This is a genomic window from Streptomyces sp. NPDC013457, from assembly GCF_043089925.1.
Classification (GTDB): Bacteria; Actinomycetota; Actinomycetes; order Streptomycetales; family Streptomycetaceae; genus Streptomyces.
Genome location: NZ_JBICBL010000017.1, coordinates 47,234 through 70,045 on the forward strand (window position 1 = coordinate 47,234; position 22,812 = coordinate 70,045).

General features: G+C 68.2%; 18 protein-coding genes. 4 read left to right on the forward strand and 14 right to left on the reverse strand.

Annotated features, from left to right (window positions below):
• Positions 1-25: 25 nt before the first annotated feature.
• From ACF1G2_RS33860 to ACF1G2_RS33900, 9 genes are all read right to left on the reverse strand, one after another.
• Positions 26-223 (reverse strand): hypothetical protein, encoded by a 198-nt coding sequence (locus ACF1G2_RS33860; protein WP_391801989.1) that lies wholly within the window; start codon positions 221-223, stop codon positions 26-28.
• 133 nt (positions 224-356) lie between these two features.
• Entirely contained in the window at positions 357-686 is a 330-nt protein-coding gene (locus ACF1G2_RS33865) for a hypothetical protein (protein WP_391801990.1), read from the reverse strand.
• Positions 687-1,104: 418 nt separating this feature from the next.
• Positions 1,105-1,518, reverse strand: coding sequence for a hypothetical protein (locus ACF1G2_RS33870; RefSeq protein ID WP_391801991.1), 414 nt, complete (start codon positions 1,516-1,518; stop codon positions 1,105-1,107).
• Positions 1,519-1,760: 242 nt separating this feature from the next.
• On the reverse strand, positions 1,761-2,030 hold the full coding sequence (locus ACF1G2_RS33875; RefSeq protein ID WP_391801992.1) for an SHOCT domain-containing protein: 270 nt from the start codon (positions 2,028-2,030) through the stop codon (positions 1,761-1,763).
• Positions 2,031-2,036: 6 nt separating this feature from the next.
• Positions 2,037-2,468, reverse strand: a complete 432-nt coding sequence (locus tag ACF1G2_RS33880; protein WP_391802035.1) for a DUF6325 family protein — start codon at positions 2,466-2,468, stop codon at positions 2,037-2,039.
• Positions 2,469-2,649: 181 nt separating this feature from the next.
• The gene (locus ACF1G2_RS33885; RefSeq protein ID WP_391801993.1) at positions 2,650-4,005 is read right to left on the reverse strand and encodes a hypothetical protein; all 1,356 of its coding nucleotides are present in this window, start codon (positions 4,003-4,005) and stop codon (positions 2,650-2,652) included.
• 312 nt (positions 4,006-4,317) lie between these two features.
• On the reverse strand, positions 4,318-5,682 hold the full coding sequence (locus ACF1G2_RS33890; RefSeq protein ID WP_391801994.1) for a glutamate decarboxylase: 1,365 nt from the start codon (positions 5,680-5,682) through the stop codon (positions 4,318-4,320).
• Between the two features lie 190 nt (positions 5,683-5,872).
• Entirely contained in the window at positions 5,873-7,102 is a 1,230-nt protein-coding gene (locus ACF1G2_RS33895; RefSeq protein WP_391801995.1) for a PP2C family protein-serine/threonine phosphatase, read from the reverse strand.
• Between the two features lie 214 nt (positions 7,103-7,316).
• Positions 7,317-7,805, reverse strand: a complete 489-nt coding sequence (locus ACF1G2_RS33900) for an SRPBCC family protein (protein ID WP_391801996.1) — start codon at positions 7,803-7,805, stop codon at positions 7,317-7,319.
• A 585-nt stretch (positions 7,806-8,390) separates the two neighbouring features.
• Here ACF1G2_RS33900 and ACF1G2_RS33905 point away from each other — a divergent pair.
• Positions 8,391-10,742 (forward strand): arylsulfatase, encoded by a 2,352-nt coding sequence (locus ACF1G2_RS33905; RefSeq protein WP_391801997.1) that lies wholly within the window; start codon positions 8,391-8,393, stop codon positions 10,740-10,742.
• A gap of 130 nt (positions 10,743-10,872) precedes the next feature.
• Here the strand turns inward: ACF1G2_RS33905 and ACF1G2_RS33910 are convergent, their stop codons facing one another.
• Positions 10,873-11,799, reverse strand: coding sequence for a LysR family transcriptional regulator (locus tag ACF1G2_RS33910; RefSeq protein ID WP_391801998.1), 927 nt, complete (start codon positions 11,797-11,799; stop codon positions 10,873-10,875).
• 137 nt (positions 11,800-11,936) lie between these two features.
• Here ACF1G2_RS33910 and ACF1G2_RS33915 point away from each other — a divergent pair, with 137 nt between their 5' ends.
• The 3 genes from ACF1G2_RS33915 to ACF1G2_RS33925 all read left to right on the forward strand — a co-directional run bounded on the left by ACF1G2_RS33915 (position 11,937) and on the right by ACF1G2_RS33925 (position 15,187).
• Entirely contained in the window at positions 11,937-12,755 is an 819-nt protein-coding gene (locus ACF1G2_RS33915) for an inositol monophosphatase family protein (protein ID WP_391801999.1), read from the forward strand.
• Positions 12,756-12,795: 40 nt separating this feature from the next.
• Entirely contained in the window at positions 12,796-13,392 is a 597-nt protein-coding gene (locus ACF1G2_RS33920) for an NADPH-dependent F420 reductase (RefSeq protein WP_391802000.1), read from the forward strand.
• Between the two features lie 325 nt (positions 13,393-13,717).
• Positions 13,718-15,187: an aminotransferase class III-fold pyridoxal phosphate-dependent enzyme gene (locus ACF1G2_RS33925; protein WP_391802001.1), complete on the forward strand. Its 1,470-nt coding sequence runs from the start codon at positions 13,718-13,720 to the stop codon at positions 15,185-15,187.
• 236 nt (positions 15,188-15,423) lie between these two features.
• Here the strand turns inward: ACF1G2_RS33925 and ACF1G2_RS33930 are convergent, their stop codons facing one another.
• The 4 genes from ACF1G2_RS33930 to ACF1G2_RS33945 are packed head-to-tail and all read right to left on the reverse strand — an operon-like array spanning position 15,424 to position 22,741.
• A complete protein-coding gene (locus tag ACF1G2_RS33930; protein ID WP_391802002.1) occupies positions 15,424-16,953 on the reverse strand; it encodes an aminotransferase class III-fold pyridoxal phosphate-dependent enzyme in 1,530 nt (509 codons plus the stop codon).
• On the reverse strand, positions 16,950-18,488 hold the full coding sequence (locus ACF1G2_RS33935) for an aminotransferase class III-fold pyridoxal phosphate-dependent enzyme (RefSeq protein ID WP_391802003.1): 1,539 nt from the start codon (positions 18,486-18,488) through the stop codon (positions 16,950-16,952). Before ACF1G2_RS33935 ends, ACF1G2_RS33930 begins: the two co-directional genes overlap by 4 nt.
• A complete protein-coding gene (locus tag ACF1G2_RS33940; RefSeq protein WP_391802004.1) occupies positions 18,481-21,147 on the reverse strand; it encodes a phytanoyl-CoA dioxygenase family protein in 2,667 nt (888 codons plus the stop codon). Before ACF1G2_RS33940 ends, ACF1G2_RS33935 begins: the two co-directional genes overlap by 8 nt.
• Entirely contained in the window at positions 21,137-22,741 is a 1,605-nt protein-coding gene (locus ACF1G2_RS33945) for an aminotransferase class III-fold pyridoxal phosphate-dependent enzyme (protein WP_391802005.1), read from the reverse strand. The genes ACF1G2_RS33940 and ACF1G2_RS33945 overlap by 11 nt, the downstream gene beginning before the upstream one ends.
• Between the last annotated feature and the right edge of the window lie 71 nt (positions 22,742-22,812).

The following is a 22,812-nucleotide window of genomic DNA, read 5'->3' on the forward strand; positions in this document are numbered from 1 at the left end:
GCACCATGGTGTCGTCAGCGCGGGGTCACCCGACCGGAATCGCCCTGGGGAGCGCCGTGTCCACGGTGTTGCCGCTCCGGTCCTCCGCCGCGACGCGGACGCCCAGGAAGCCACCGGACCTCAGCGCCGTGTGCGGTACTAGGAACCGGTACTCGCCGTCGTGTCCAAGGACGGGGACCCGCTGCCAGGTCACGCCGTTGTCGGCGGTGACCCAGGCCCGCACCTCGCGCAGGCCGGACGCTGCGCACGCGCGTCACCGGCACAGCTGCGTGGTGGTCCGCCCCCGTTTCCCGGCCTCAGGCGTCTCCGGCGGCGGAGACGTCCACTGAACCCTCTTGTCGGGCGCCCCGGCACGGTCAGGAGTACCAGTCGGCCTCCGCCGGCCGCGCTCGCCGGGGCACATCCCGGGCGGGCATGGGCCTGCGCTCGCCATCGGCGAGCAGGGTGCTTGCCGGATCGCCGCCGAAAGCGCCCGGGAGCGTCACCTCGACCTCGATGCCGCGAGGCGGGTCCGTGGGCAGGGTCGTGGTCAGCACTGTCGTCTGGGCGTGGTGGCCATGGGCGCGGGCGGCGGCGACCTGCTTCCCGTCCACGAGGAGCTCCAGCTCCCGCGTCCCGCCCATCCGCAGGCCCACGGTGACCGAGCAGCCGGCGTGCTCGCAGTGAAAGTGATACTCGCGGCCCATGATCGCCTTCCTGAAGCGCCCGGCAACAAGCCCCTTCCCTCCATCGTGGCACCGGATGGTGGCTGCGCCACCCCTGACTCTCGCTCCCGCGGTCGTCACCGCTACGCCACCTCTCCCAACGACGGCACCACCTTCGCCGAGCACCGGAGGGCGGCGCCGTCGTCGTTCCTCTCGGACAACGACAGCCACCGCGACCAGATCTCCGCGCCTCCCTGCTGAGCGACCCACCCACCAGCTGCGCCCCCCTGAGCACGGGGATCAAGGGGGCGACTGTTGCCGTGTACCGGCCACCAGAGGTGTGACCGCTGTCCGAGAAGACCGCAGTCGTCGACCTGGCGAAGGCTCGTACGCGAGACCTCCGGCCGCCGTGGGCTCGGCCCGCTGGACCGAACCGCACTGTGAGGACGAGGACCCGACTTCAGTCCGAAGGACTGGGAGCCGCGCACAGTGCCCAGATGACGAACGCGTCGATGGCGATCAGCACGATCGCCCAGAACGGCTGGTAGGGCAGCCAGAGGAAGTTCGCGATCATGCCGAGGCCCGCAAGCGCCACACCGACGACCCTGGCCCAGGTGGCGCCCTGGAACAGCGCCGCTCCGGCGAGAACGATCACGATCCCCAGGATCAGATGAATCCAGCCCCAGCTGGTGAGGTCGAACTCGAAGACGTAGTTCCGGGTGGCCACGAACACGTCGTCATCGGCGATGGCGGAGATGCCCGAGAAGACGGCCATCAGGCCGCCGAAGATCATCATGACTGCTGCGAACACCAGCCAGCCGCTTCCGCGTCTTGTCGAACCGCCGGTACGGGCGCCGCTCATTTGGCTCGTCATGACCGCTCCATCGTGTGGGAGGTCCGCATGGGCCGGACGGGGTTCGGTTCGGCCGATCGGGTCACTTCCAACATCGCTCCCCACGGCCGACCCCGCATCTCGGAGCCGTCCGGCACCGAAGCACCGAACGGCTCAGAGAGTTGGGCCGGCCCAGTCGTCAACAGGCCCTCCCACCTTCCTGCCACCGTCGGACGTGCTCGTCGCCGGCACCGTGACGGCGTCCGCCCCGTCGCGGCACCGGGTCAGCCGAGGATCTTCCGCTTCTGTGCTTCGAATTCCGCCTCCGTCAGCACTCCCTGGGCCTTCAGCTCACCCAGCTCCTTGAGCTTGTCGATGTTGCTGCTCATCTCGTCAGGAGCCGGGGCCTGCGGTGCCGGCTGTTGCGGCGGCTGCTGCTGGGCGTCCTGTTCCGCCCATCGCCCCGCCTGCCTCCGGGACACTCGGTTGGACACCGCGGTGGCGGTTCCGGCGACCACGGCTGTACGCGCGACGCCACGAAGAAGTCCTGGCATGTCCGATCATCTCCCAGATGACGTGCCCGCGGCTTCGGCGGCTTCGAGCGAGGCCAGCAGGGCCTGGACGGGAATGCGGCCGTTGGCGACGAGCCGCGCACCGCTGCGTCTCATGGCCTGGGCGAAGGGGGCTGCCCAGACGTTCTCGTACACGAGGATGCCGGCCGCGTTCCCCGGCTCCAGAACGGCACCGGCTTCGTCGATGTCCTCCTGGTCCAGCAGCCCCGACGAGGCGCCTTCGAAGACGGAGAGGTCCGTCTCGTCACCGAGGTCTCTCCATTCCGCTGCGACGACCGACCCGTCGTCGTCCTTGCGGACGAAGAGAAGGTCAAGGATGCGAATCACGCCGCGATCGACCAGGTCGAGGAGTAGAGGGAAGCCCTCGCCGGTCATCCTGTTGCCGGGGAACTCGACGATCAGGTAGTCGACGGGCCCCATCTCTTCCAGATCAGCAAGCTCGTCACTCACGGCCACTCCTCACGAGCGGGTAGAGGTCAGGGGCTGGGCCCGGCCGCCTGACGGCGGGCGATGCCGGCCGTCGGCACGGCGACGGGAGAGCCCTCCCCGCCAGTCCAACACCACGGCTGCGCCTTCGCACGTTCTGGGGGGGCGACCGTCATCAGCCGGTCGGCTGCGCCGGCGGAGCGCCGGTCGCCCGTGCGCCTTCCTCCTCCGGGTTCCCCGCGAGGAATTCCACCAGAGCCATCACGAGGAGCCAGACCACCGCGATGCCGACGATGACCAGGGCTGTGGGGTAGCTCCACAGAATGGCCGTCAGCACAGCCAGTGCCACCAGGACCCAGGTGATCCAGGTGCGGTGGCGCCGGATGAACGGTCCGACCGGGCCGGTGCGCATGCCCGCGCGGTCGGCGGTGGCGCGCACGGAGCCAATGCCGGAGTGCCACGCCTGGCGTACGAACGTCGCCCGTCGGCCCCGACCGCTCAGCCAGGCAGCCAGGGCGACCACCACGCCGACCGTCACGGCCATGCGGACCGTGGTGCGCATGTAGCGCGTGAGCGTGTCGTAGACGGACTCGGCGGCGGGCTGCGAGACGGTGTCCGGCAGTGCGTTCAGGTACGCCTCGCGGAAGACGGTCAGGCCGCCGGCGAGCAGCAGCATGGCGAAGGCGAAGGCGAGCGCGGCGACCACGAGGACGCGGCGGCGGTGCGTGGAGACCAGGACTCCGGCGGCGATGAGCAGTACGGAGAGCACGGGCAGCCAGAACCCGGCCAGCTGCAGGATCCGGAAGTACGTCTTGACCTTGCCGATGTCGTCGGCGCGCAGCACCGTGAAGTCGGTGTGGACTTCGGGGATCTTCGAGGCCGCGGTCATTCCCTCGTCGATGAGACGCTGTTTGACCTGGGCGACGACAGGGCCGAGGTCGATGGCGACCGAGTCGTTGTTGATCTTCACCGCGCCGCCACCGCTGCCTGTCAGGGCTTTGTCGACGGTCGAGTGGATCCGGCGGTTGGCCTCTGTCCAGAAGTCCTCGAAGGTTTCGGAGGAGACGATCTCCTCCGTCTTGTCGTGGACGAAGCTGCGCACGGCGTTTTCCAGCGCGTCGCCGAGTTTGCCGAGCGCCTTCTCAGCGAGCGGCCGGTCGGCGGGCGCGACGCCCTCCAGCAGCGTCGGCAGGTCGATGTGTTCCATCACCGCGTTGGTGACCCGGTTCGCGGCGGCGGCCTGGATGTCGGGGTCGGAGGCGAGCGGGGCGACGGTGTCGACATAACGGTCGGTGTCGCCGATCTCGTCCGCGGTCCAGGCTGCGACCGCGGACAGCGGGGCGAGGACGCAGCCGATGACGATGAGCAGCGCGGAGAAGAACGACCGCCACCGGTGATGAGGCGCACGGGCCGCCTTGTCGGCCTCCAGAGTGGTGACCCGGTCCCGTAGACGCTCCAGCTCGGAGCGCCCGTCGTCGGCGCTCGACGCGCCCTGTTGTCCACCGGGGCCCGCTGATCCGTCGTTCGGCATGGCGCGACCTCTCATATGCCTGTCGGTTCGATGCCAGCAGAACCCTGATCGCGGCCTTGCGCGAGCTCTCGGGGACCGTCGGAGTGACCGGCAGACGCGGGCGGTCAGCCCGCGTCCGGCGTGCCGGCCAGGATGAGGTCCGGGAAGAGATCGGCCGGGCACTCGCGCCTCGAAGCACCCGACGAAGCGTCATTCGCCGAACCCGTCACGACTCCGGCCCACCCACGGCGACGGGCGCGGGATCATCTCGGTCCCGCACGTCGCCCTGGGCCCGCCGGCGTACCAGGAGGCGGGCAACCGGGTCGGAGCGCATCAGTAGCCGGTACCGCGCTTGACCTGAGCGCGTTCGATCCCGTGCGCCGCGCCCTTGTCGTCCAACGTCCGACACGCGTCGGCGATGTCCTGACTCAGGCGATCGATGTGCTCGCGGCTCAGGGTCTCCTTGACCAGGGCACGCATGATCTTCACCCCCTCCGCGTTGGGCGGGAGCGTGTACGCGGGCACCATCCAGCCCCGCTCTGCCGCGAGTTGCCAGGCGACGTCGGACTCGTCGTACGCATGCTGGCCGGCGAGGCGGAAGGCGACCAGCGGCAGCTGCTCGAGGTCCCTTCCGATCACTTCGAACCGGCCGCTGCTGAGCAGGTTCTCCGCCAGCACGTGGGCGTTCGCCTGCATCGCCTTCATGACGTACGTGTAGCCCTGGCGGCCGAGGCGGACGAAGTTGTAGTACTGCGCGAGCACCATCGACGCACCGGTAGAGAAGTTCAGCGTGAACGTCGCGTCGGTCTTGCCCAAGTAGTTCTCGTAGAACACGAGATCCTTGGGCAGGTCGGACTCTTCGCGGAAGATCAGCCAGCCGATGCCGGGATAGACCAGGCCGTACTTGTGCCCCGAGACGTTGATCGAACGGACCTGCTCCAGCTGGAAGTCCCATGTCGAGTCCGGGTAGAGGAAGGGCCACACGAAGGCGCCGCTCGCTCCGTCGACGTGGATCGGGATGTCGAGGTCCCGCTCCTTGCGGATGTCCCGCAGGAGCTTGTCGATCCCGACGACGTCGTCCTTGTGACCGGTGAACGTGGTACCGAGGACGGCGACGACGCCGATCGTGTTCTCGTCGAGGTGGGGTTCCACGTCCTCCGGGCCGATCGTGTACTTGCCCTCGGCGAGCGGCACGATCCGCGGCTCGACGTCGAAGTAGCGGCAGAACTTCTCCCAGACGACATGGACGTCCCCGCCGAAGACCAGGTTCGGGCGGTCGACCGACAGGTTGGCCGCCTGGCGGCGCGCCCGCCACTTCCACTTCAGCGACAGCGCACCGAGCATGATCGCCTCGGAGGAACCCTGAGTCCGACATCCGGTCGTCCTGCCCGGCGCGTGGAAGAGATCGGCGAGCATCCGCACACAACGCTGCTCGATCTCGGCGGAGATCGGGTATTCCGCGTGGTCGATGAAATTGCGGTGGAGATTCTCGGCGATCAGCCTCTGCGCCTCCGGCTCCATCCACGTGGTGACGAAGGTGGCGAGGTTGCGCTGCGGGTCTCCCTCCATGGCGAGATCCACATCCACGAGCCTCATCGCGTCCGTCGCGGACATGCCCTCCTCGGGGAAGGTCTCCGAGGGAGCGGGCACGGTCAGGAATCGGTTACCGAAAAGGTCCGCTTCGTCGCTTCTGGTCATCCACCGATTCAAACAGCGCCGGAGACCGCTTCTCAGACGGACACGCCGAGGCGGAGCGACGCGGGGCTCGTCCATGGACGTGTCTGCGCACCGCCGCTGCCAGCCGTCGGGCAGCGGCCTCCTGCCCGCCGGCCTCGGCGCGTCACGTCGGGACTGCCTCCGCTGCGCACCCGTCCTCCTACGGCGCTGATCACAGGCGGAGGACGACCAGCGCCGTGTCGTCGGTGTTGCCGTCGGACGGGAGCAGGTCGGCGAGGAGAGCGGCGGCCAGGTCCTCCGGTCCGGCTCGTCCATGCCGGGTGAGGGAGGCGGCGAGGCGGCCCAGTCCGGTGTCGATGTCCTCCGTACGGCGCTCGATCAGGCCGTCGGTGTACAGGACCAGGGTGGCGCCTTCGGTGAACGCCCTGCTGCCCTCCGGTCGCGGCACGTGTTCGAGGCGCACGCCCAGTGGCGGATCGGTCGCCTGGTCGAGGAAGGTCACGGTGCCGTCGGCATCGAGCAGGGCCGGAGGGGGATGGCCCGCGCTGCTGTACGTGATGGTGTGGGTGTCCCAGTCGATGAAGGCATTCACCACGGTGGTCGACTCCGCCCCCTCGACACTGCGGGCGTACAACCCGAGGGCTTCCAGAGCCCGGGCCGGACCGTCGGCGACACGCGCGGCGGCGCTCAGCGCGCTGCGCAGCTGCCCCATGACGCAGGCCGCTTCCAGGCCGTGGCCGACGACGTCGCCGACGGCGACCGCGATGCGGTCACCGGGCAGGTCCACCAGGTCGTACCAGTCGCCGCACACGTTCAGGGCGTCGACGGCGGGCTGGTAGCGGACGGCTACCGGGTGGTGCCCGACCGGCGTGGGGGCGGGCAGCATCGCCGCCTGCAGGGCCAGCGCGACTTCACGGTCACGTGCCTGCGAACGGCGCAGGCGTTCGTTGATGTCCTGCAGTTCACGGGCGCGGGTGTAGAGCTCGGCCTCCATGACGCGGGCGCGGGCGTCTCCGCCGGGGCCGCCACGGGCGCGGATGAGTTCGGTGACCTCCTCCACCCGGTGCACGATCAGCACCACGCTTCCGTCCGGGCCGAGCACGGGCGCGTTGACCGGACTCCAGAAGTGCTCCACCCAGCGTCCGGGCCGTTCACTGTCCTCGATGTCGTACCGCAGCAGCGCCATGGTGTCGCGCTCTCCGGAGGCCACCACGCGCAGCATCGACTCCCGGGTCTCCCGCATGCCGGCCGCGGCCGGTTCGTCGGGGTGCTCGGGAAAGACGTCGAAGATGTAGCGGCCCACCAGTTGGTCCCGGGTGCGGCCGGCGAGCCGGAGGAAGTCCTCGTTGGCGTCCGCGTACAGCAGCTCGGGAGTGAGCAGAGCCACCATGCCGGGCAGGGCACGGAAGACCGCCCCGTAGTCGATCTGCGGATTCCTCATGTACTGCCCGCCTCGGCGCCGCCCGTCGGTTTGCTGATGCCCCACGATAGGAGTGGCGCCCTCCGAAACCGGGTCACCACTCCTGGCCGTCACGGGCGGTTTCCTTCTCCGGGTCGGGCGGAACAAGGACATCGTCGCGCTCGTGGACCGGTGCAAGGTGAGCGCCGTACGCGTTCTGGAGGGGGAGGGACGGCGATCGGAGTCGGGGCCGGGATCAGTTCCCCATATGGATCTGGATGGCACGCAGCGCACGCCGCTGCACCCGCCTGATGACCGGTCTGATCGCCCGCAGCAGCGGCGTGGCCAGTGGACGGGCTTCGATGGCCATCGTCCAGGTGAGGCGCGAGCCACCGGGTGCGGGCTCGATGAGCCAGTCCTCCGCCGCGTGGCGCAGGCCGGGCAGAGAGACCGCGAAGGTGCTGAACGTATATCGCCGTCCCTCCTCCCAGCGGAAGAACCGCTCACGGGCGGAGAGCACCCCCAGCACCTTGACCTCGCGTACCGTACCGACCCCGAAAGGGCGCGGAGAAGCCCAGAGCACACCGGTGAACCCCGGCACCCAGCGGACCCATGCGTCGCCGGTAATGACCTCCCAGATCCGCTCGGCGGGAGCCGTGATCTCCACGGAATGCACGTAGCGGAAGGGTGCGGACTCCAGGAACGCGTCTCCGCGCTCGACGAGGGGATACCAGTGCGGGGCCATGACTCATGCTCTCTCGACTCCGGTGAGAGCCACACCTTTTGGAGCGGCCCTCCAGAGAGGGGAATTCGTTACGTTCTCCCTGTCCAGGCAGGACCCGTGCCGTTCTCCCGGTTCGCGCCTGTGCCGGGCAGGAAGACAATGTCAGAGCCGGGAGCCTGATCGAGTCTCCGCTTCCCGATCGAACCACGTCTCCATTCCATCTCCACACACCAGTTCCCTCCGCCACACCGGAAGTTCAGGTGCCACGGCGAGTAAGGGATCTCGACAGCACCAGTGGCAGCCCCCCTCTAAGAGATTTAGCGTGGGAGAAGGCCCCTGCATTCGGTCGCAACCCGACAGGGCGTCGGCCACCACATCAGGGAAATACTGCTGCCTTCATCGGACGTTGCACAGCGAAGAGATTCCGATCCGTGAGCGCACGCTCTTCCGTTTGAGCATGCGCAGTTCCCATGCGGCCGTCTTTCGGCGACAGCCCTTTCGGCGCGGCCGACGCATGCGAGATCGCGAAAGTCAGCCGTGGGGCCGCACACATGGCTTCACCGGGCGGAGCCGATCAACGGCTTGACACGAAGAAGGACGGGCGCGATGGCAGTCAACGAGTACAAGCCGGGGAGTGCCTTCTCCGGAGTGATCGGGCGAACCACGGACGTGTCCAGCCCGGCGTGGCCCGAGCCGCTGAGTGCGGTGCCGGGATCGCCCAACGTCCTGACGATCGTGCTCGACGACACCGGTTACGGGCAGCTGGGCTGCTACGGCAGCCCGATGAAGACTCCCCGCCTCGACGGACTGGCCGCGGGCGGGCTGCTGTACAACAACATGCACACCACGGCGCTGTGCTCGCCCTCGCGTTCGTGCATCATCACCGGCCGCAACCACCACGCCAACGCCATGGCGGCGATCACCGAACTGGCCACCGGCTTCCCCGGTTACAACGGCAACATCCCGTTCGAGAACGGGTTCCTGTCCGAGATGCTGCTGGAGCGCGGATACAACACGTACATGCTCGGCAAGTGGCACCTGATGCCCTCGGCGCAGGAGTCGCCCGCCGGCCCCTACACCCGCTGGCCGCTGGGCCGCGGCTTCGAGCGCTTCTACGGCTTCCTCGGCGGCGACACGAACCAGTGGTATCCGGAGCTCGTGTACGACAACCACCAGGTGGAACCCCCCGCCTCGCCGGAACAGGGCTACCACCTCACGCCGGACCTCGTGGACAAGGCGATGCTCTTCATCTCCGACGCCAAGCAGGTCGCCCCCGACAAGCCGTTCTTCCTCCACTTCTGCCCCGGTGCCACCCACGCACCGCACCACGTACCGCGGGAGTGGGCCGACCGGTACCGGGGCCAGTTCGACGACGGCTGGGACGCCTACCGCGAGGTGACGTTCGCCAACCAGAAGAAGCTCGGCGTGGTCCCCGCCGACGCGGTGCTCTCGCGCCACGACCCGGACGTCCCGGAATGGAGTTCCCTCTCCCCCGACGCCCGACGTCTCGCCGCGCGCATGATGGAGGTCTACGCCGGCTTCCTCTCCCACACCGACCACCAGATCGGGCGGCTGCTGGACTTCCTGCAGGAGACCGGCGAATTCGACAACACGCTGATCATGGTCGTCTCCGACAACGGAGCCAGCGCGGAGGGCGGCGTCACCGGAACCACCAACGAGTCGCAGTTCTTCAACAACGCCCCCGAGCCGCTCGAGGACAGCATCAAGGGGATCGACGAGCTCGGCGGCCCGACCATGTTCAACCACTATCCGTGGGGCTGGACATGGGCAGGCAACACCCCGTTCCGTCGCTGGAAGAGGGAGACCTACCGCGGCGGCGCCAGCGACCCGTTCCTCGTCCACTGGCCGCGCGGCATCAAGGCACGAGGTGAGGTGCGCACCCAGTACGCCCACCTCGTGGACATCGTCCCCACCGTGCTGGACGTCCTCGGGATCGAGCCGCCCGAGACCATCAAGGGCGTCACCCAGTCGCCCCTGCACGGTGTCAGTTTCGCCCACACCTTCGACGACCCGGCCGCGCCGACGCGCCACCGGACGCAGTACTTCGAGATGCTCGGCCACCGGGCCGTCGACCACGACGGATGGCGCGCCGTATGCCCCTGGCCCGGCCCGTCCTTCACCGAGGCACGCCAGCCGTTCGGCACCCCCATCAGCGCGGAGACCCTCTCCGAACTCGATGCCCACTCCTGGGAGCTGTACCACATCGACGAGGACTTCGCGGAGACCCGTGACCTCGCCGCGGACCACCGCGACAAGGCCATCGAGCTGATCTCCCTGTGGTACGTGGAGGCCGGCAAGTACGGCGTGCTGCCCATCGACGGCAGCGCCCTCGCCCGGATGACCGTCGAACGGCCGACGATCGCCACGGCACGAACCAGCTACACCTTCCGGCCCGGCACCCAGTCCCTGCCGCCGTCCGTCGCCCCCAGGGTGCTCAACCGTCCGCACAGTGTCACCGCCGACGTGGAGATCCCCGGCGACGGCGCCGAAGGCGTCCTGATGAGTCAGGGCTCGATGGCCGGCGGCTGGAGCTTCTACCTCAAGGACGGCAAGCTGACGTACGTTCACAACTACCTGCGGCGCGGCTTCTACACGGTGACCTCGACGGACCCGGTGCCCACGGGCCGCCACGAGCTGCGGTTCGAATTCGAACCGACGGGCAAGCCCGACCTCGCCGCCGGCAAGGGCACACCGGGGCTCGCCCAGCTCTACGTCGATCGCCGTCTGGTGGGGGAGGCGAACTTCCCGGTGACGACTCCCGTCATGTTCAACCCCGGCGGTCTGACGTGCGGCGCCAATCCCGGCCAGCCGGTCACACCCGACTATCAGGCGCCGTTCCGTTTCAGCGGCACGCTCCACTCCGTGACCATCGATCTGTCCGGCGAGCTCATCGTCGACGCGGACAGCGAGATGCGCATGCACATGGCCCGGCAGTAGACATAGTGCCACCGGCCAGGACGGCGGCACCCTCGAAAGGAACCCGGACGCAGTGCTGGGCGCATCGACTCGGTGGCCCCATCTGTGTTGCCAGTCATCAGTCACGAGGGCGCAGGACCCCACGAAGCCATCATTGCGGGGTTGGGGGGCGGCTTGGTGCGGCGACCGAAGCCAGCGCCTCTCGCGCCAGTTCGCGCAGCCAGGCGTGAGCGCTGTCGGTGTCGTAGCGCTGATGCCATGACAGGTATACCGGAGCCGATGGCAGTTCGAGTGGCAAGGGGAGTACGACCAGGCCGAGGTCGGCAGCCGCAGAGCGCGTGGTGGCTTCGGGAACGCTGATCACCAGATCGGAGCCGCGCGCGAACGCGAACGCGGCCGCTTCCGTGGGCGCGGTCGCCACCACACGGCGGCTCAGGTCCAGCCGGGCGAGGGCTTCGTCGAGGGCGTTGTTGAGGTTTCCACGTCGCGAGACGGTGACATGGTCGGCTGCGGCGTACCGCTGCGCGGTGAGTGCCGTGTCGCGGGTGAGGGGGTGCCCCTGCCTCACGACGATGACCAGGCCGGTCTCGCCCACGTTCTCGCTCCGGATGTCCGGCGCGCTCGGGCGGTTGGCGTTCGCCTCCAGGTCGACCTCGCCGCGCCGCAACTCGTGCGTGTCGACGCTCGATTCCGCGACGAAGCGCAATCGCACGCCGGGCGCCTGCGCGTGCACGGACGTGAGCAGCGCGGGTCCGCTCAGGGCGACCAGGGACTCGTGCCAGCGAAGCGTGAACGTGCGCTCCAACGCTGCCAGATCGAGTTCGCGGCTCGGCGCCAGTACTCCCTGGACCTGGTGCAGCAGCTCGTGCACCTGTGCCCGGACGGCGATCGCGTACGGCGTCGGGGTCATCGTACGGCCGGTGCGCACCAGGATCTGGTCCCCGGTCGTGCGCCGGATACGGCCCAGGCTCCGACTCATCGCGGGAGCGGTGACGTGCAGCCGCGCGGCCGCCCCGGCCACGCTCCCCTCCTCCAGCAGCGCGTCGAGCGCGGTCAGCAGATTCAAATCCAATTGCATGGGAGTAATCCTAGGCGTGCTTTACATGCATTTGAAGTTAACTCCGAGGCTCCATACCGTTGAGGTGCAAGCGGACGAAGGAACGCGGGCCAGGCCCGATTCCACCCACCAACCCCTCTTCAGTCAGGAGCACCTCCATGTCCGAAACCCTGCAGACCGCAGCCGTCACCGACTCCGACGCCGAGCTGCTGGCCCAGACCGAGATCGCTGTCCGTACGGCCGGTTCGGCGCTGCGCGAGCGCTTCGGCGAGGTGGTCGGATACGAGACCCGCGAGGAGCTGATGCGCGCACTCGCCGCCAATGACGACACGGCCCTCGACGTCCTGCGCCCCTCCCTCACACAGCTGCGCCCGAACGCCGGCTGGGTGGAGGACGAACTCGACGGCGGAGCCCTGCCGCCCGGCGAATGGTGGGTCGTGGATCCGGCCGAAGGCAACGTCAACCACCTTCACGCCCTGCCGGAATGGGCGGTCACCGCCACCCTCGTGCGCGACAACCAGTCGGTACTCACCGTGGTCCACCTGCCGTTGACCGGCGAGACCTACACCGCGCTCACCGGAGCGGGCGCCCACCTCGACGGCCGGCCCCTGCGCGTCTCGCAGACCGCGAACCTCGACCTGAGCATCGTCGCCACCAGCCAGGCCCGGCCGGACGAGGACGAGGAGGTCGTACGCCGCGTCGGCGCTTCGATCACCGCGATGCTCTTCGACGCACTCGTCGTCCGCACCTCTGTGCCCGCAACCCTGCACCTGGTGAATGTGGCAGCAGGCAGGACCGACGTCTTCTGGCAGTTCGCCGGAGCCCGCGCCGACCTGCTCCCCGGGGCGCTCCTCGTCACCGAAGCGGGCGGACGGATCTCCGACGCCGAAGGCCGGCCCTGGTCCCCGCAGAGCAACAGCTTCCTGGCCGCCGCACCCGGCGTCCACGCGGAGGCCGTCTCGACGCTGTCCCGCTGACCCCTGACGAGAACCGAAAGACCAAGAGGGACGAATCATCATGAACGAGATCGCAGTACTCGGGAACGGCCGCGTCGGCGGCAACCTGGCCACCGCCCTCACCCGCGCAGGACATCAGGTCACCGTGGCGGACCGCACACAGGGAGCCGCCGCCCACGCCGCCCGCACGGCCCGGGTCGTCATCAACGCCACCCCGGGCGCCGGCTCGCTGGAACGTCTCACCGCGCTGCGCGAGGAACTGCGGGGCAAGATCCTCATCGACGTGTCCAACGCCACCACCGACGACCCCGACGGCCTGCCCGCCGATCTGCTCTACCCCGGCTCCAGCCTCGCCGAACAACTCCAGGAAGCACTCCCCGAAACCCGCGTCGTCAAGACACTCAACACCATGCTCTTCCCGGTGATGACCGCGCCCGCCGTCCTCACCCACCCGCCCACCGCGTTCCTCTCCGGCAATGACCCCCAGGCCAAGCAGACCGTCCACGCACTGCTCACCGACCTCGGCTGGCAGAAGGAGTGGATCACCGACCTCGGCGGAATCAGGACCGCCCGCGCCACGGAGGCCGCGATCCTGTTCGTGCCGCACGTGATCCGCTCCAACGGATTCGCACCGTTCGCGCTCTCCATCGCCCGCTGACCCCGCACCCCCGCAAGCGGGCTCCGCTCCTCACGGTTGGTCGAGAGCGGAGGTGAGACCCGCGGCAGGGCGGAGCTGGAGAGGGAGGCCCTCCGAGGACCCGGGCCGCTCACAGGACTCGTCCGGGCGGAGACCGGTCAAGTACCTCGTAATTTACAGAGGTTGTGCGGCTTCGGCGCTCGGTCGGTCATCATCAACCCGGTGGAATCAGCCACTCCCCGCAATGCGGGTAATGCACCTCTCCTCACACCGGTCAGACCCTGCCGGCATGTGCTAGAACCGTCGTATGCCGGTCAACGAGAGCTCGTTGTTCCACCTTGAGACGTTGAATCCCATCCACAGATTCGCCGAGGCGTTCGCCGGTTCCTGTCTCGACCCCCACCTGCCGAGCTCCGAGGGAGATCCTCGAGAGCTGGTCGCGAGAAACCCGGACCTTTTCACCCAGGGCGGTTCCTGGCCACGAGATGTGTGGGTCACGGGTGGGCTGGGGGCCACGCTCGACACCGTCCTGGTCGACACGGGTGATCGGCAAGAGCTGATCGACCTCTGCACCATCCTCACGGTCCTCGGGATCAACGATCCGTGGGTGAAACTCAAGCAGCTGGCGTACGTGCTGTGCCGGAGTCCGCACCACGTCACGATCCGCCTGGGATGCGACATGTACTACAGAGTCGCCCGGCGGATTCTGAAGTGCTTCGACGGGCTGGGCGAACCCGGCGACTACGTCATCAACATGCGCCAGTGCAATGGGTCGGACGCGGTCGAGCTGGCTCTGCACTCGGCGTGGAATGCGGCTGGAAATGCGCCGAGTCGCCGCAGACTGGGGACGTTCCTCGGGTCCTACCACGGCGAGAGCCTGACGGCCAGCCTCATCAGCGAGCACCAGCCTCAGCACGGTTCCGGACGACTGCTCGTCGAAAAGGCGGGCAACGTGACGTTCTTCCCCTCCCCGAGGTGTGAGGAAGACGGCTCGCTGAGTGCCGAGTCCCTGGCCACACTCGATGCCCTGGAGCGTGACGGCGACGACTACTTCGCCGTGATCATCGAGCCGATCCAGTGGCGCAACTCGGTACACGCCGTTCCGCTCGAGTTCCTGCGACGGTTACGCGACGTCTGTACACGCAAGTCGATCTGCCTGATCTTCGACGAGATCCACAACGGCTTCGGCTACACAGGGACCATCAGCTTCGCGGAGTACAGCGGAGTGTGCCCGGACATCTCGGCGATGAGCAAGGGGCTGACCTCCGGGCACGGTTCCCTCGCGATCATGGTCGCCAAGAGGCGATTCAGCCAGATCGACGGACCGTTCGCGGGGAAGTCCAACGCCGCTGACATGACGTCACTGGTCGCGATCGACGCGGTGCTCGACCGGCTTCTGGGAGTGGAGCCCGACGACATCGACGCGATCCCCGACTGGCTGCCGGAGGAGTTGGCCGCGGAGCTCCGCGCAGGTCTGCTCGACACCGCCTACCACCGCACCGTGGCGCTGGTCGACTCGCTCTTCCTCGAACTGAGGCGAAGGTTCCCCCGCGTTGTCGGTACGTCTACCGGGTTGGGGCTGGTGCGCGGGCTGGTGATGCTGGACGAGTTCGGCCGGCCGTCCGAGGCGGTCGCGTCAGCGGTGGCGAAGCAGGGCCTCGCCAACGGGATCTACGTGCGGCAGGCGGCCACCGCCCTGTTCGTCAAGCCCAGCCTTGTCCTCAGCCCTGCCGAGGCGGACATCGCGCTCGACGGTCTCTCCCGGACCCTGACCCAGGTGACGCAGGGCCCCAGTGAAGAGGCGAAGTCCGAGTGAGCCCAGGAGCGTCGAGCGGCCGCCCCGGCTGAGCGTCACGATCGGCGGACCGCAGACGCCGGAGAGTCGACCGTCCCGCGTCCGACCGACCGGCACCCCCACTGCGACGCGATCCGAAACCGGTTCCCGCCGGACTTTCGGTCGCTTCCCGTCGCGGCCCGGGACGGCCCCGGACCGCACTGGCACATCAGCCCAAGGACGTCCAGCCGACAGCGTCGGCACCTGGGCCGGTGATCTCAGCCGGGCTGCTTCGAAACCGGGCAGCGGGGCCTCGACAGGTCTCCATCGGCTCGCGAGTCGGCCACCGCCTCGAGCGTCCGGGTCAGCGCGGTCAGCGCCCGGTCGACCTCCCCCTGGGTGATGACCAGACAGGGCTTGAGGAAGAGTGCGGTGCCGGCCTGCCTGACGTGGACACCGTGGCCCGTGCCCACTCTCGCCACCTCGCCTGCGATCGCCGAGGACGGAAGCCCGTCGCCGCCGAGCATCACCAGCCCGCGCATCAGTCCGAGCCCCCGCACCTGCCCCGCCATCGCAGGGAAGCGGCGACGCAGCTCGGTCAGCATCTCGTCGATCATCCTGACGGCACGGGCGTAGGCGGTCGCGAGAAGGCCCTCGCGCAACTCCTGCTCCAGACCGGTGGGGAGCCATTCCGGAAGCGGCTCCGCATCAGGCCCTTCCACTCCGAGCAGCCGGTCGAGCACCGCGTCGACCGCCACGAGCGAGAGCATGTTCGCCGAGTTCGACTTGAATCCGAAGGGTGACTCAACGGTGCCGAACGCCCGGTCGGCGACGATCATGGACAGCGTTCCGTGTCCGGAGGTCAGCCCCTTGCCCAGCACCGCGATGTCAGGGTGCACACCTGCTGTCTCTCCGTACCAGACGGCCCCGGTGAATCCGAACCCGTTCTGCACCTCGTCGAAAACAAGGCAGATCGATTTCGCGGTACAGATCTCGCGAAGTCTCCGGAGGAACTCGACCGGAACCACATGGACAGCGTTGCGCCACGGAATCGGTTCGATGATCACGGCGAAGTACTGCTCACCGTCACGCTCGAGGGCTGCCAGCGTCTCCAGGGCGGCCGCACTCAGCCGTCCGTCCGGACCGGCTTCCGGGATCGGGAACTGCTCGACGTTGTCGGCACGGTCCAGGAGGACTCGGCCGGAGCCTCGTTCGGGCTGGTGGTCGCTCGCGAGAACGCCACCGAGATTCGACCCGTGGAACGCGCCCACGAATGAGGCCAGCTTGCGGCGCCCGGGAGAGTTCCGCGCCGCCGTCCAGGCGGCGTGGAGCCCCAACTCGACCGCACCTGATCCCGTGCACTCGCGCATGTTCAGGACGTAGTCCCTGCCTCCTCCGGTCTGGTTGAAGTGCCGCGAGAGTCTGTGCGCGACCCGGTAGTAGAGATCGTTCCCGAAGCGGACGGTCACATAGTGCGGGCGTTCCGACAGCACGTGTGAGACCTGACGAAGTTTCACCCAGGGGTCGTTGAGACCCAGCACGGTGTTCTCGGTCATCGAACACAGGTCGATGAGCTCCGATCCGTCGGACAGTCGGAGGGTGGCTCCGCGGCCGGCGACGGCGGTCAGGGGCCGCGGCGCCGACCCACGCGTGAACATGTCGGGTTCGTGGTCGTACGAGAGGCCGTCTGATCGTCGGTACTGCGGCTGCATGGGGTCGAGTACGGTTCCCTGGAGCGCGGTCACCAACGGCTTGAGGGCCTGTACGTCGGCCAGTGCGGGCTCCGTGTCCTCGGCGTCACCGCTCATTTCCCCTCCTCCCGAGCTTTACGGTGCAGAACTTCCTCGAAGGTGGCCGCCAACCGGGCTCCGGCGAGCTCGAAATCCGCCTCGGTCGTCGACAGACTGGGTTTGATATAGACGCAGTGGCCCGCTCGTCGGACGTATACGCCGTGCTTCAGGCAGATGTCCGCGACTTCGCCGGCCACCGCCCCGGACGGCCGACCGTCCCGCCCCAGCATGGCGACGCCGCGCATAAGGCCGGCGCCGCTCACGGGCCCGACGAGCGAGGGGAACCGGCCCTGCAGATCGGCCAGGAAGTCCTCCAGCATCCCGGCCACATGGGGATAGGTGACCGCGAGAAGGCCGTCGCGCAGGTCCCCGACCAGGCCGGGTGGCAGCCAGGTGGGCAGATTCCCGAACTCCTCCGGGAGCATGCCCGTGAGCCGGTCCATCACCGCGTCGACGGCGACGAAGGACAGCATGTCCCCCGAGTTGGTCTTGCTCCCGAACGGAGCCTCCACCTCGGCGAATTCCCGGCGGGCGACGACGATCGCCAGCGCGCCGTGGCCCGAGGTCAACGCCTTGCCCGTGGCCACGATGTCCGGGCAGACATCGCTGCTCTCCGCGAAGAAGACCGTCCCTGTGTATCCGAACGCGTTCTGCACCTCGTCGAAGACCAGGCAGATCGACTTCCGCGTGCACACCTCGCGCAGCCGTCGGAGGAACTCGAGGGGTACGGCGTGCACCGAGTTGCGCCACTGGATCGGCTCGATGAGCACGGCGAAGTACTCCTCGCCGTCTCGCTCCAGGGCGTCGAGCGTGGCGAGCGCCTCGGCACTCAGGCGGCCGCCGTCCCCGCTTCTGGGAGAAGGGAAGTGCACCACGTTGTCGACACGATCGACCAGCGCACGCCCGGCACCGTAGCCGGGATCGTCCTCGCAGACGAGGCTGGCCAGCACGCTCTCACCGTGGTATCCCCCCTGGAAGGTCGCGAGTCTGCGTCGGCGCGGAGCGCCACGGGCCGCGAGCCACGCGGCGTGGAGCGCGAGTTCCACCGCGTCCGAGCCGTTGCACTGGCGCAGGTTGATCGCGAAGGCGTCGGGCGGCCCGAAGCGACTCAGCCGGCTCAGGATGCGATGGGCGACACGGTAGAAGAGGTCGCTTCCGATCCGGGCCGGGAGGTAGTGGGGGTGCGAGGAGAGCAGGAAGGCCGCCTGCCTGAGCTTCACCCACGGATCGTTGACGCCCAAGACCGTGTTGCAGGTCATCGAGCACAGATCAACCATCTCGAGGGGTCTCGCCGTCCGGGCCGACGTGCCCTGGATCCGCGAGCCGAGCGCTGTGTCCGCCCAGAACTCCCGCGCGAGTGAGCCGCCCGCGGTGAAGAGACTGGCGTTGTCGGCCAGGTGCTCCTGAGGAGTGCGCCCGGTCAGGCGGCCTCGGGGGTCCAGGTGACCGCCTTCGAGTTCTGTGACGACCTGACGGATCGGCTCGACGTCCGAGAGGTGGAACGGCGTGTTGCCGAGGGCAGAGGGCTCCTCCCCCGCGTGCGGATCACGCATCTGATCGGATCGCCTCCCCTGTCTGTGTGAAGGTGTCCGCAGCCACCATGTGTGCGAACAGGTCGAGAAGTTGCCGGCACTCCTCCTCCAAGCCCTCACCCCCGTGCGCCACGAGCAGCCGATGAGCAGACGCGCACGTGAAGTACAGGTAGGCCGCGGTGGTACGGAGGCGCTGAGCTCCATCGCAACGCCCGAGTGCGTCGCGGAGGTCGCCGAGCAGGGCAGAGCAGTTCGCCGCTCCCTCTCCGCGCGCGTGGGAGGACAGAGCATCACGCGCGCGTTGGGCCGTCTCACCGGCAGCGGCCGGCGGATCGCTGTTCCTCCAGAGACACGGCCCGATCCCTGCCACCCCCTGAAGGCGTGCCGCGGCTTCGGCGTACTGCTCGTCGTCCAGGGCTGCATCCCGGATTCTCACCAGGGCGATGTCGCGACCGCGGTCGTCCTCGAACCGGGCGGACAGGCGCAGGTCGAGGTCTGCGTTGAGATCCGCTGCCATGATGTCGACCAGGTCCAGCGAATCGCCGGTCCACCGGAGTCTCGTGGCCGACAGGTCGGGAGTCGACCTGTACTCGGCGCACATCGCGGCCAGGCGATCCTCGTTCTCCACCGAAGTGCGCCAGGCGGGAGATCGGCCACCGAGAACGGCGGTGGCATCGGCAGGGGCCGATCCGACCAGGATCGGGTCGGAGAACATGAAGAAGGTTTCAGGGGACTCGCGTGCGAAGTTGAGGGTGAGCACATCGCGGGTCTCCGAGAGGTTGCGGTGCCCCGAGTGAATACCGTTCGTGTCGAACAGGACGCAGGTTCCGGAGGCTCCGTAGCCGATGAACAGATCGCCGTTCCCGCACCGGAGTGCCTCGTCGAGCGTGAACTTCGTCTCTCGTTGCGTCTCGAAGTTCCACTCGACCTTCTGGCTACCGCAGGCGTAGCGCAGGGCCTGACCGTCGGGTGTCACGTCCGTCAGCAGGACCATGACCTTCACTTCTTCGAACGGCCCTTGGGTCTTCATGTCCTGGTGGTAGTCCCACGCACGGTATCTGAGCGGCTTGCACGGGCCTTGCCGGTATCCCCGCGCCGACACGAACCGGGACGGGGCGTCGAAGTACCGGTCCAGGATCTCCGTCAGGGCGGGGAGGCAGGCGAGGTCTCTGATCATCTCGACGGTGTGACGCGCGCATTCGTCAACTGCGAGGTTGAACGAGAGCTGTTGCAGGGGAGTCGTTCCGCCCTTCTTGCCGATCTCGGCTTCGAAGCGCTCACGCAGTCCGAGGAGCATGACGTCGTCGACGAGACCGCCGACTGCGACGATTCCGTTGTCCCGGAATAGGCTCTCCTCGGACACCCCGTGTCGCCTTCGCGTCGACTCTCCGGTCGAGGTACGGCCAACACCCCGTCGCACGGGCGTCTGCTCGTGCGCCAGGATGGACAGCACAGGTCCCCCCTCACGCACCAGGGGTTCGGGAGCGATGCTGTCCGGCAGGTCGACGAGGCAGCGGGCCGGCGCACGGCTTTCGGCGATCGACACGGCCTCGTCACGGTTCCAGGCGTCTCCGTCCAGGGTGGCGAGCAGCAACCGCTCGCGGTAGGTCAGCGCCTGCCAGTCGTGGTGGTCGGTGATCCAACTGTGGTCCCAGTGGCAGATGACCTCCGGCAGGAAGTCGGGCCACAGCTGCGCTCGTTGTTCCGCCCGGACGCAAGCGGCCGGCGGCGCCCCGAAGTCGAACGGCTCGTAGGCGAGGCTGGTGGAGGACGCGCCTGCCACCAGAGCGTGCGGCACGTGGTCGGACGTGAGCTCGCCCGCCTCGACTCCACGCTCGACTCCGCGCTCGTATCCGCAGAAGAGCCCCGCCTCGTGGAACGCGATCGCGAGGTTGTCGGGTCCCCCGGCGAGGCTGAACCGCGCCGTTCCCGTCAGCGCTGGGTCGTGCCGGAGATTGCGCAGCTGGAAGAAGCGCGGATGGTCGCTGACCACGCTGGGGTCGACGGAGTCGCCGTGGACCGCAGCCAGGAAACGGCAAGCAGCCTCGCGGTAGCCGGTCACGAGGGCGGCGATGTTGCGTCTGGCCTCCCGAAACGGTTCCGACCAGGGGATGCCTGCCGTCACGTCATTGCTGAGACAGCCGTTGTCCTTGAATCTCGCGAGGATCCCCAACGGGCAGGGGGTACTCGCCGCGGCCGGGACCAGGGAGCTCGTGAACTCGACGTCCATGTCGGTGCACAGGCCCCGTTCGATCACGAAGCTGAGCAGCCGCGCATAGTCCGACACCACGGAAAGATTGCCCTTGGCGTCCTCGGGCCTGAAGAAGTGCGCATCGATCTCGGCGTGAATGTGCTCGAGAATGAGGCGCTCGTCCGCGTCGGCGGCCGGGATCGTGCTCACGTCACGCACGTGGATGTCGAGCCGACTCGCGAAGTCGAAGACCTCCTTCGCGGCGGCCGGCTCGAGAACCGAACCGGCGACGATGAGCAGGATGCGACCGCCGCCGTTCATCGCACGCAAACGAGTGAGGCGGGCCCGGTGCTTCGCCGGGAGGCCGTCGGAGCTGATCCAGATGCGCACTTGGTCCAGACAGTTCACCGTCGGCGTCTTCGCCGTGTGCGCTGGAGCGCCGATCACCGGGTCGAAGTGATCGGACCGCTCCTCTGCATCAGTGCTCATCACGAAGCCGCAGGACGTCGTCGAACGTCTTCGTGAGTGCATCCAGAGCGACCGCTGTCTCCGCAGGGTTCAGCACGATGCAGGGCTTGAGCAGAACGGCGGTATCGGCCTGACGGACGTACACCCCGTGGGCCAGACAGACCTTGGCTGCCGCCACAGCGAGACGCGTGGATGGCTGACCATCCGCGTCCAGCAGGACGAGACCCCGCACGAGGCCCACGCCTCGGGGCGCACCGATGAGTGTCGGGAAGCGACGGCGGAGCTCGGCGAGCAGCTCGTCGACCAGGGCGACGGCGCGCGGGTACGCGGACGCGAGCAGGCCGTCCCGCAGCTCGGCCGCCAACCCGGACGGGAGCCAGGCAGGCAGCATGCGCCCCTCCGCCCGCTCCACTCCCAGGAGCCGATCCAGAACGGCGTCGACAGCCACGAGTGCCAGCATGTTGCCGGAGTTGGACTTGGCGCCGAACGGGCTCTCTATCTCCCGGTACTTGCGCCTCGCAACGATGATGGCGAGCGAACCGTGTCCCGAGGTCAGAGCCTTGCTGATCGCACTGATGTCGGGGCTGACGCCGGATGTCCGCGCATAGCTGATGGAACCGGTGTATCCGAACGCGTTCTGCATCTCGTCGAAGATGAGGCAGACCGACTTCCGCGTACACACATCCCGTAATCGGCGAAGAAACTCCAGCGGCACCGTGTGCACCGAGTTGCGCCACTGGATCGGCTCGATGATCACGGCGAAGTAGGAGTCGCCGTCCCGTTCGAGGGTTTCGAGGGTCGACAGGGAGCTCGCGCTCAGCTCCTGGTGGTCGTCCGTTTCCGGGGTGGGGAAGAAGACCACGTTGTCGGGCGCGTCGGCGAGCAGGCGACCGGGTTGGTGCTCGCTCACCCAGTTCGCGGTCAGACTCTCCCCGTGGTACGAGCCACGGAAGGTCGCCAGCCTGCGGCGTTCGGGAGTCGGCTCAGCGGCCTTCCAAGCGGCGTGGAGAGCGAGCTCGACGGCATCGGAGCCATTGCACTGCCGTAAGTTGACCACGTAGTCGTCAGGACCGTCATCGTCCTGGAAGCAGCCGAGGATCCGCCGCGCTATCCGGTACGTCAGGTCGTGCCCCATCCGAGCGGTCAGGTAGTGCGGCTGGGACGAGATCAGGAACGACGCCTGCTTCAACTTGACCCACGGGTCGTTGATCCCCAGGATCGTGTTCGCGGTCATGGAGCACAGGTCGATGAGGGTGAGCGGAGTGTCCGTGGCCACCACGGTCGCGTCCACCGTCGCGCCCAGACCGGAGTGGGCCCAGATGTCCCGTGGAGCAGATCCGGTGGTGAACAGCGCGCTGTTGCTGGCGAGTTGCTCCAGCGGCCCGAAGGCCGACCTGGGCCGATCCGAATCCAGACACGTGCCGTCGAAGTCGGACAGAAGGGCGCGGACGTGCGTCAGGTCCTCCAGGTGGAATCGTTCTGCACACTCGACGCTCTCGGACGATGTCAGCCCATCCCCTTTAGCCACGGGGGCGAGCGTACAGCGGCCTTTCCATGCTGAACAGGTCTCCGAACAGCCAAGCACACTACCGGACAACCCGGACAACCCGCCCACGCCGCAAAGCCCCGGGATGCGACGGTTTCTTCCCGTGGTCGACCCAGCAGGCATCTGGTTCCACCGCGAGC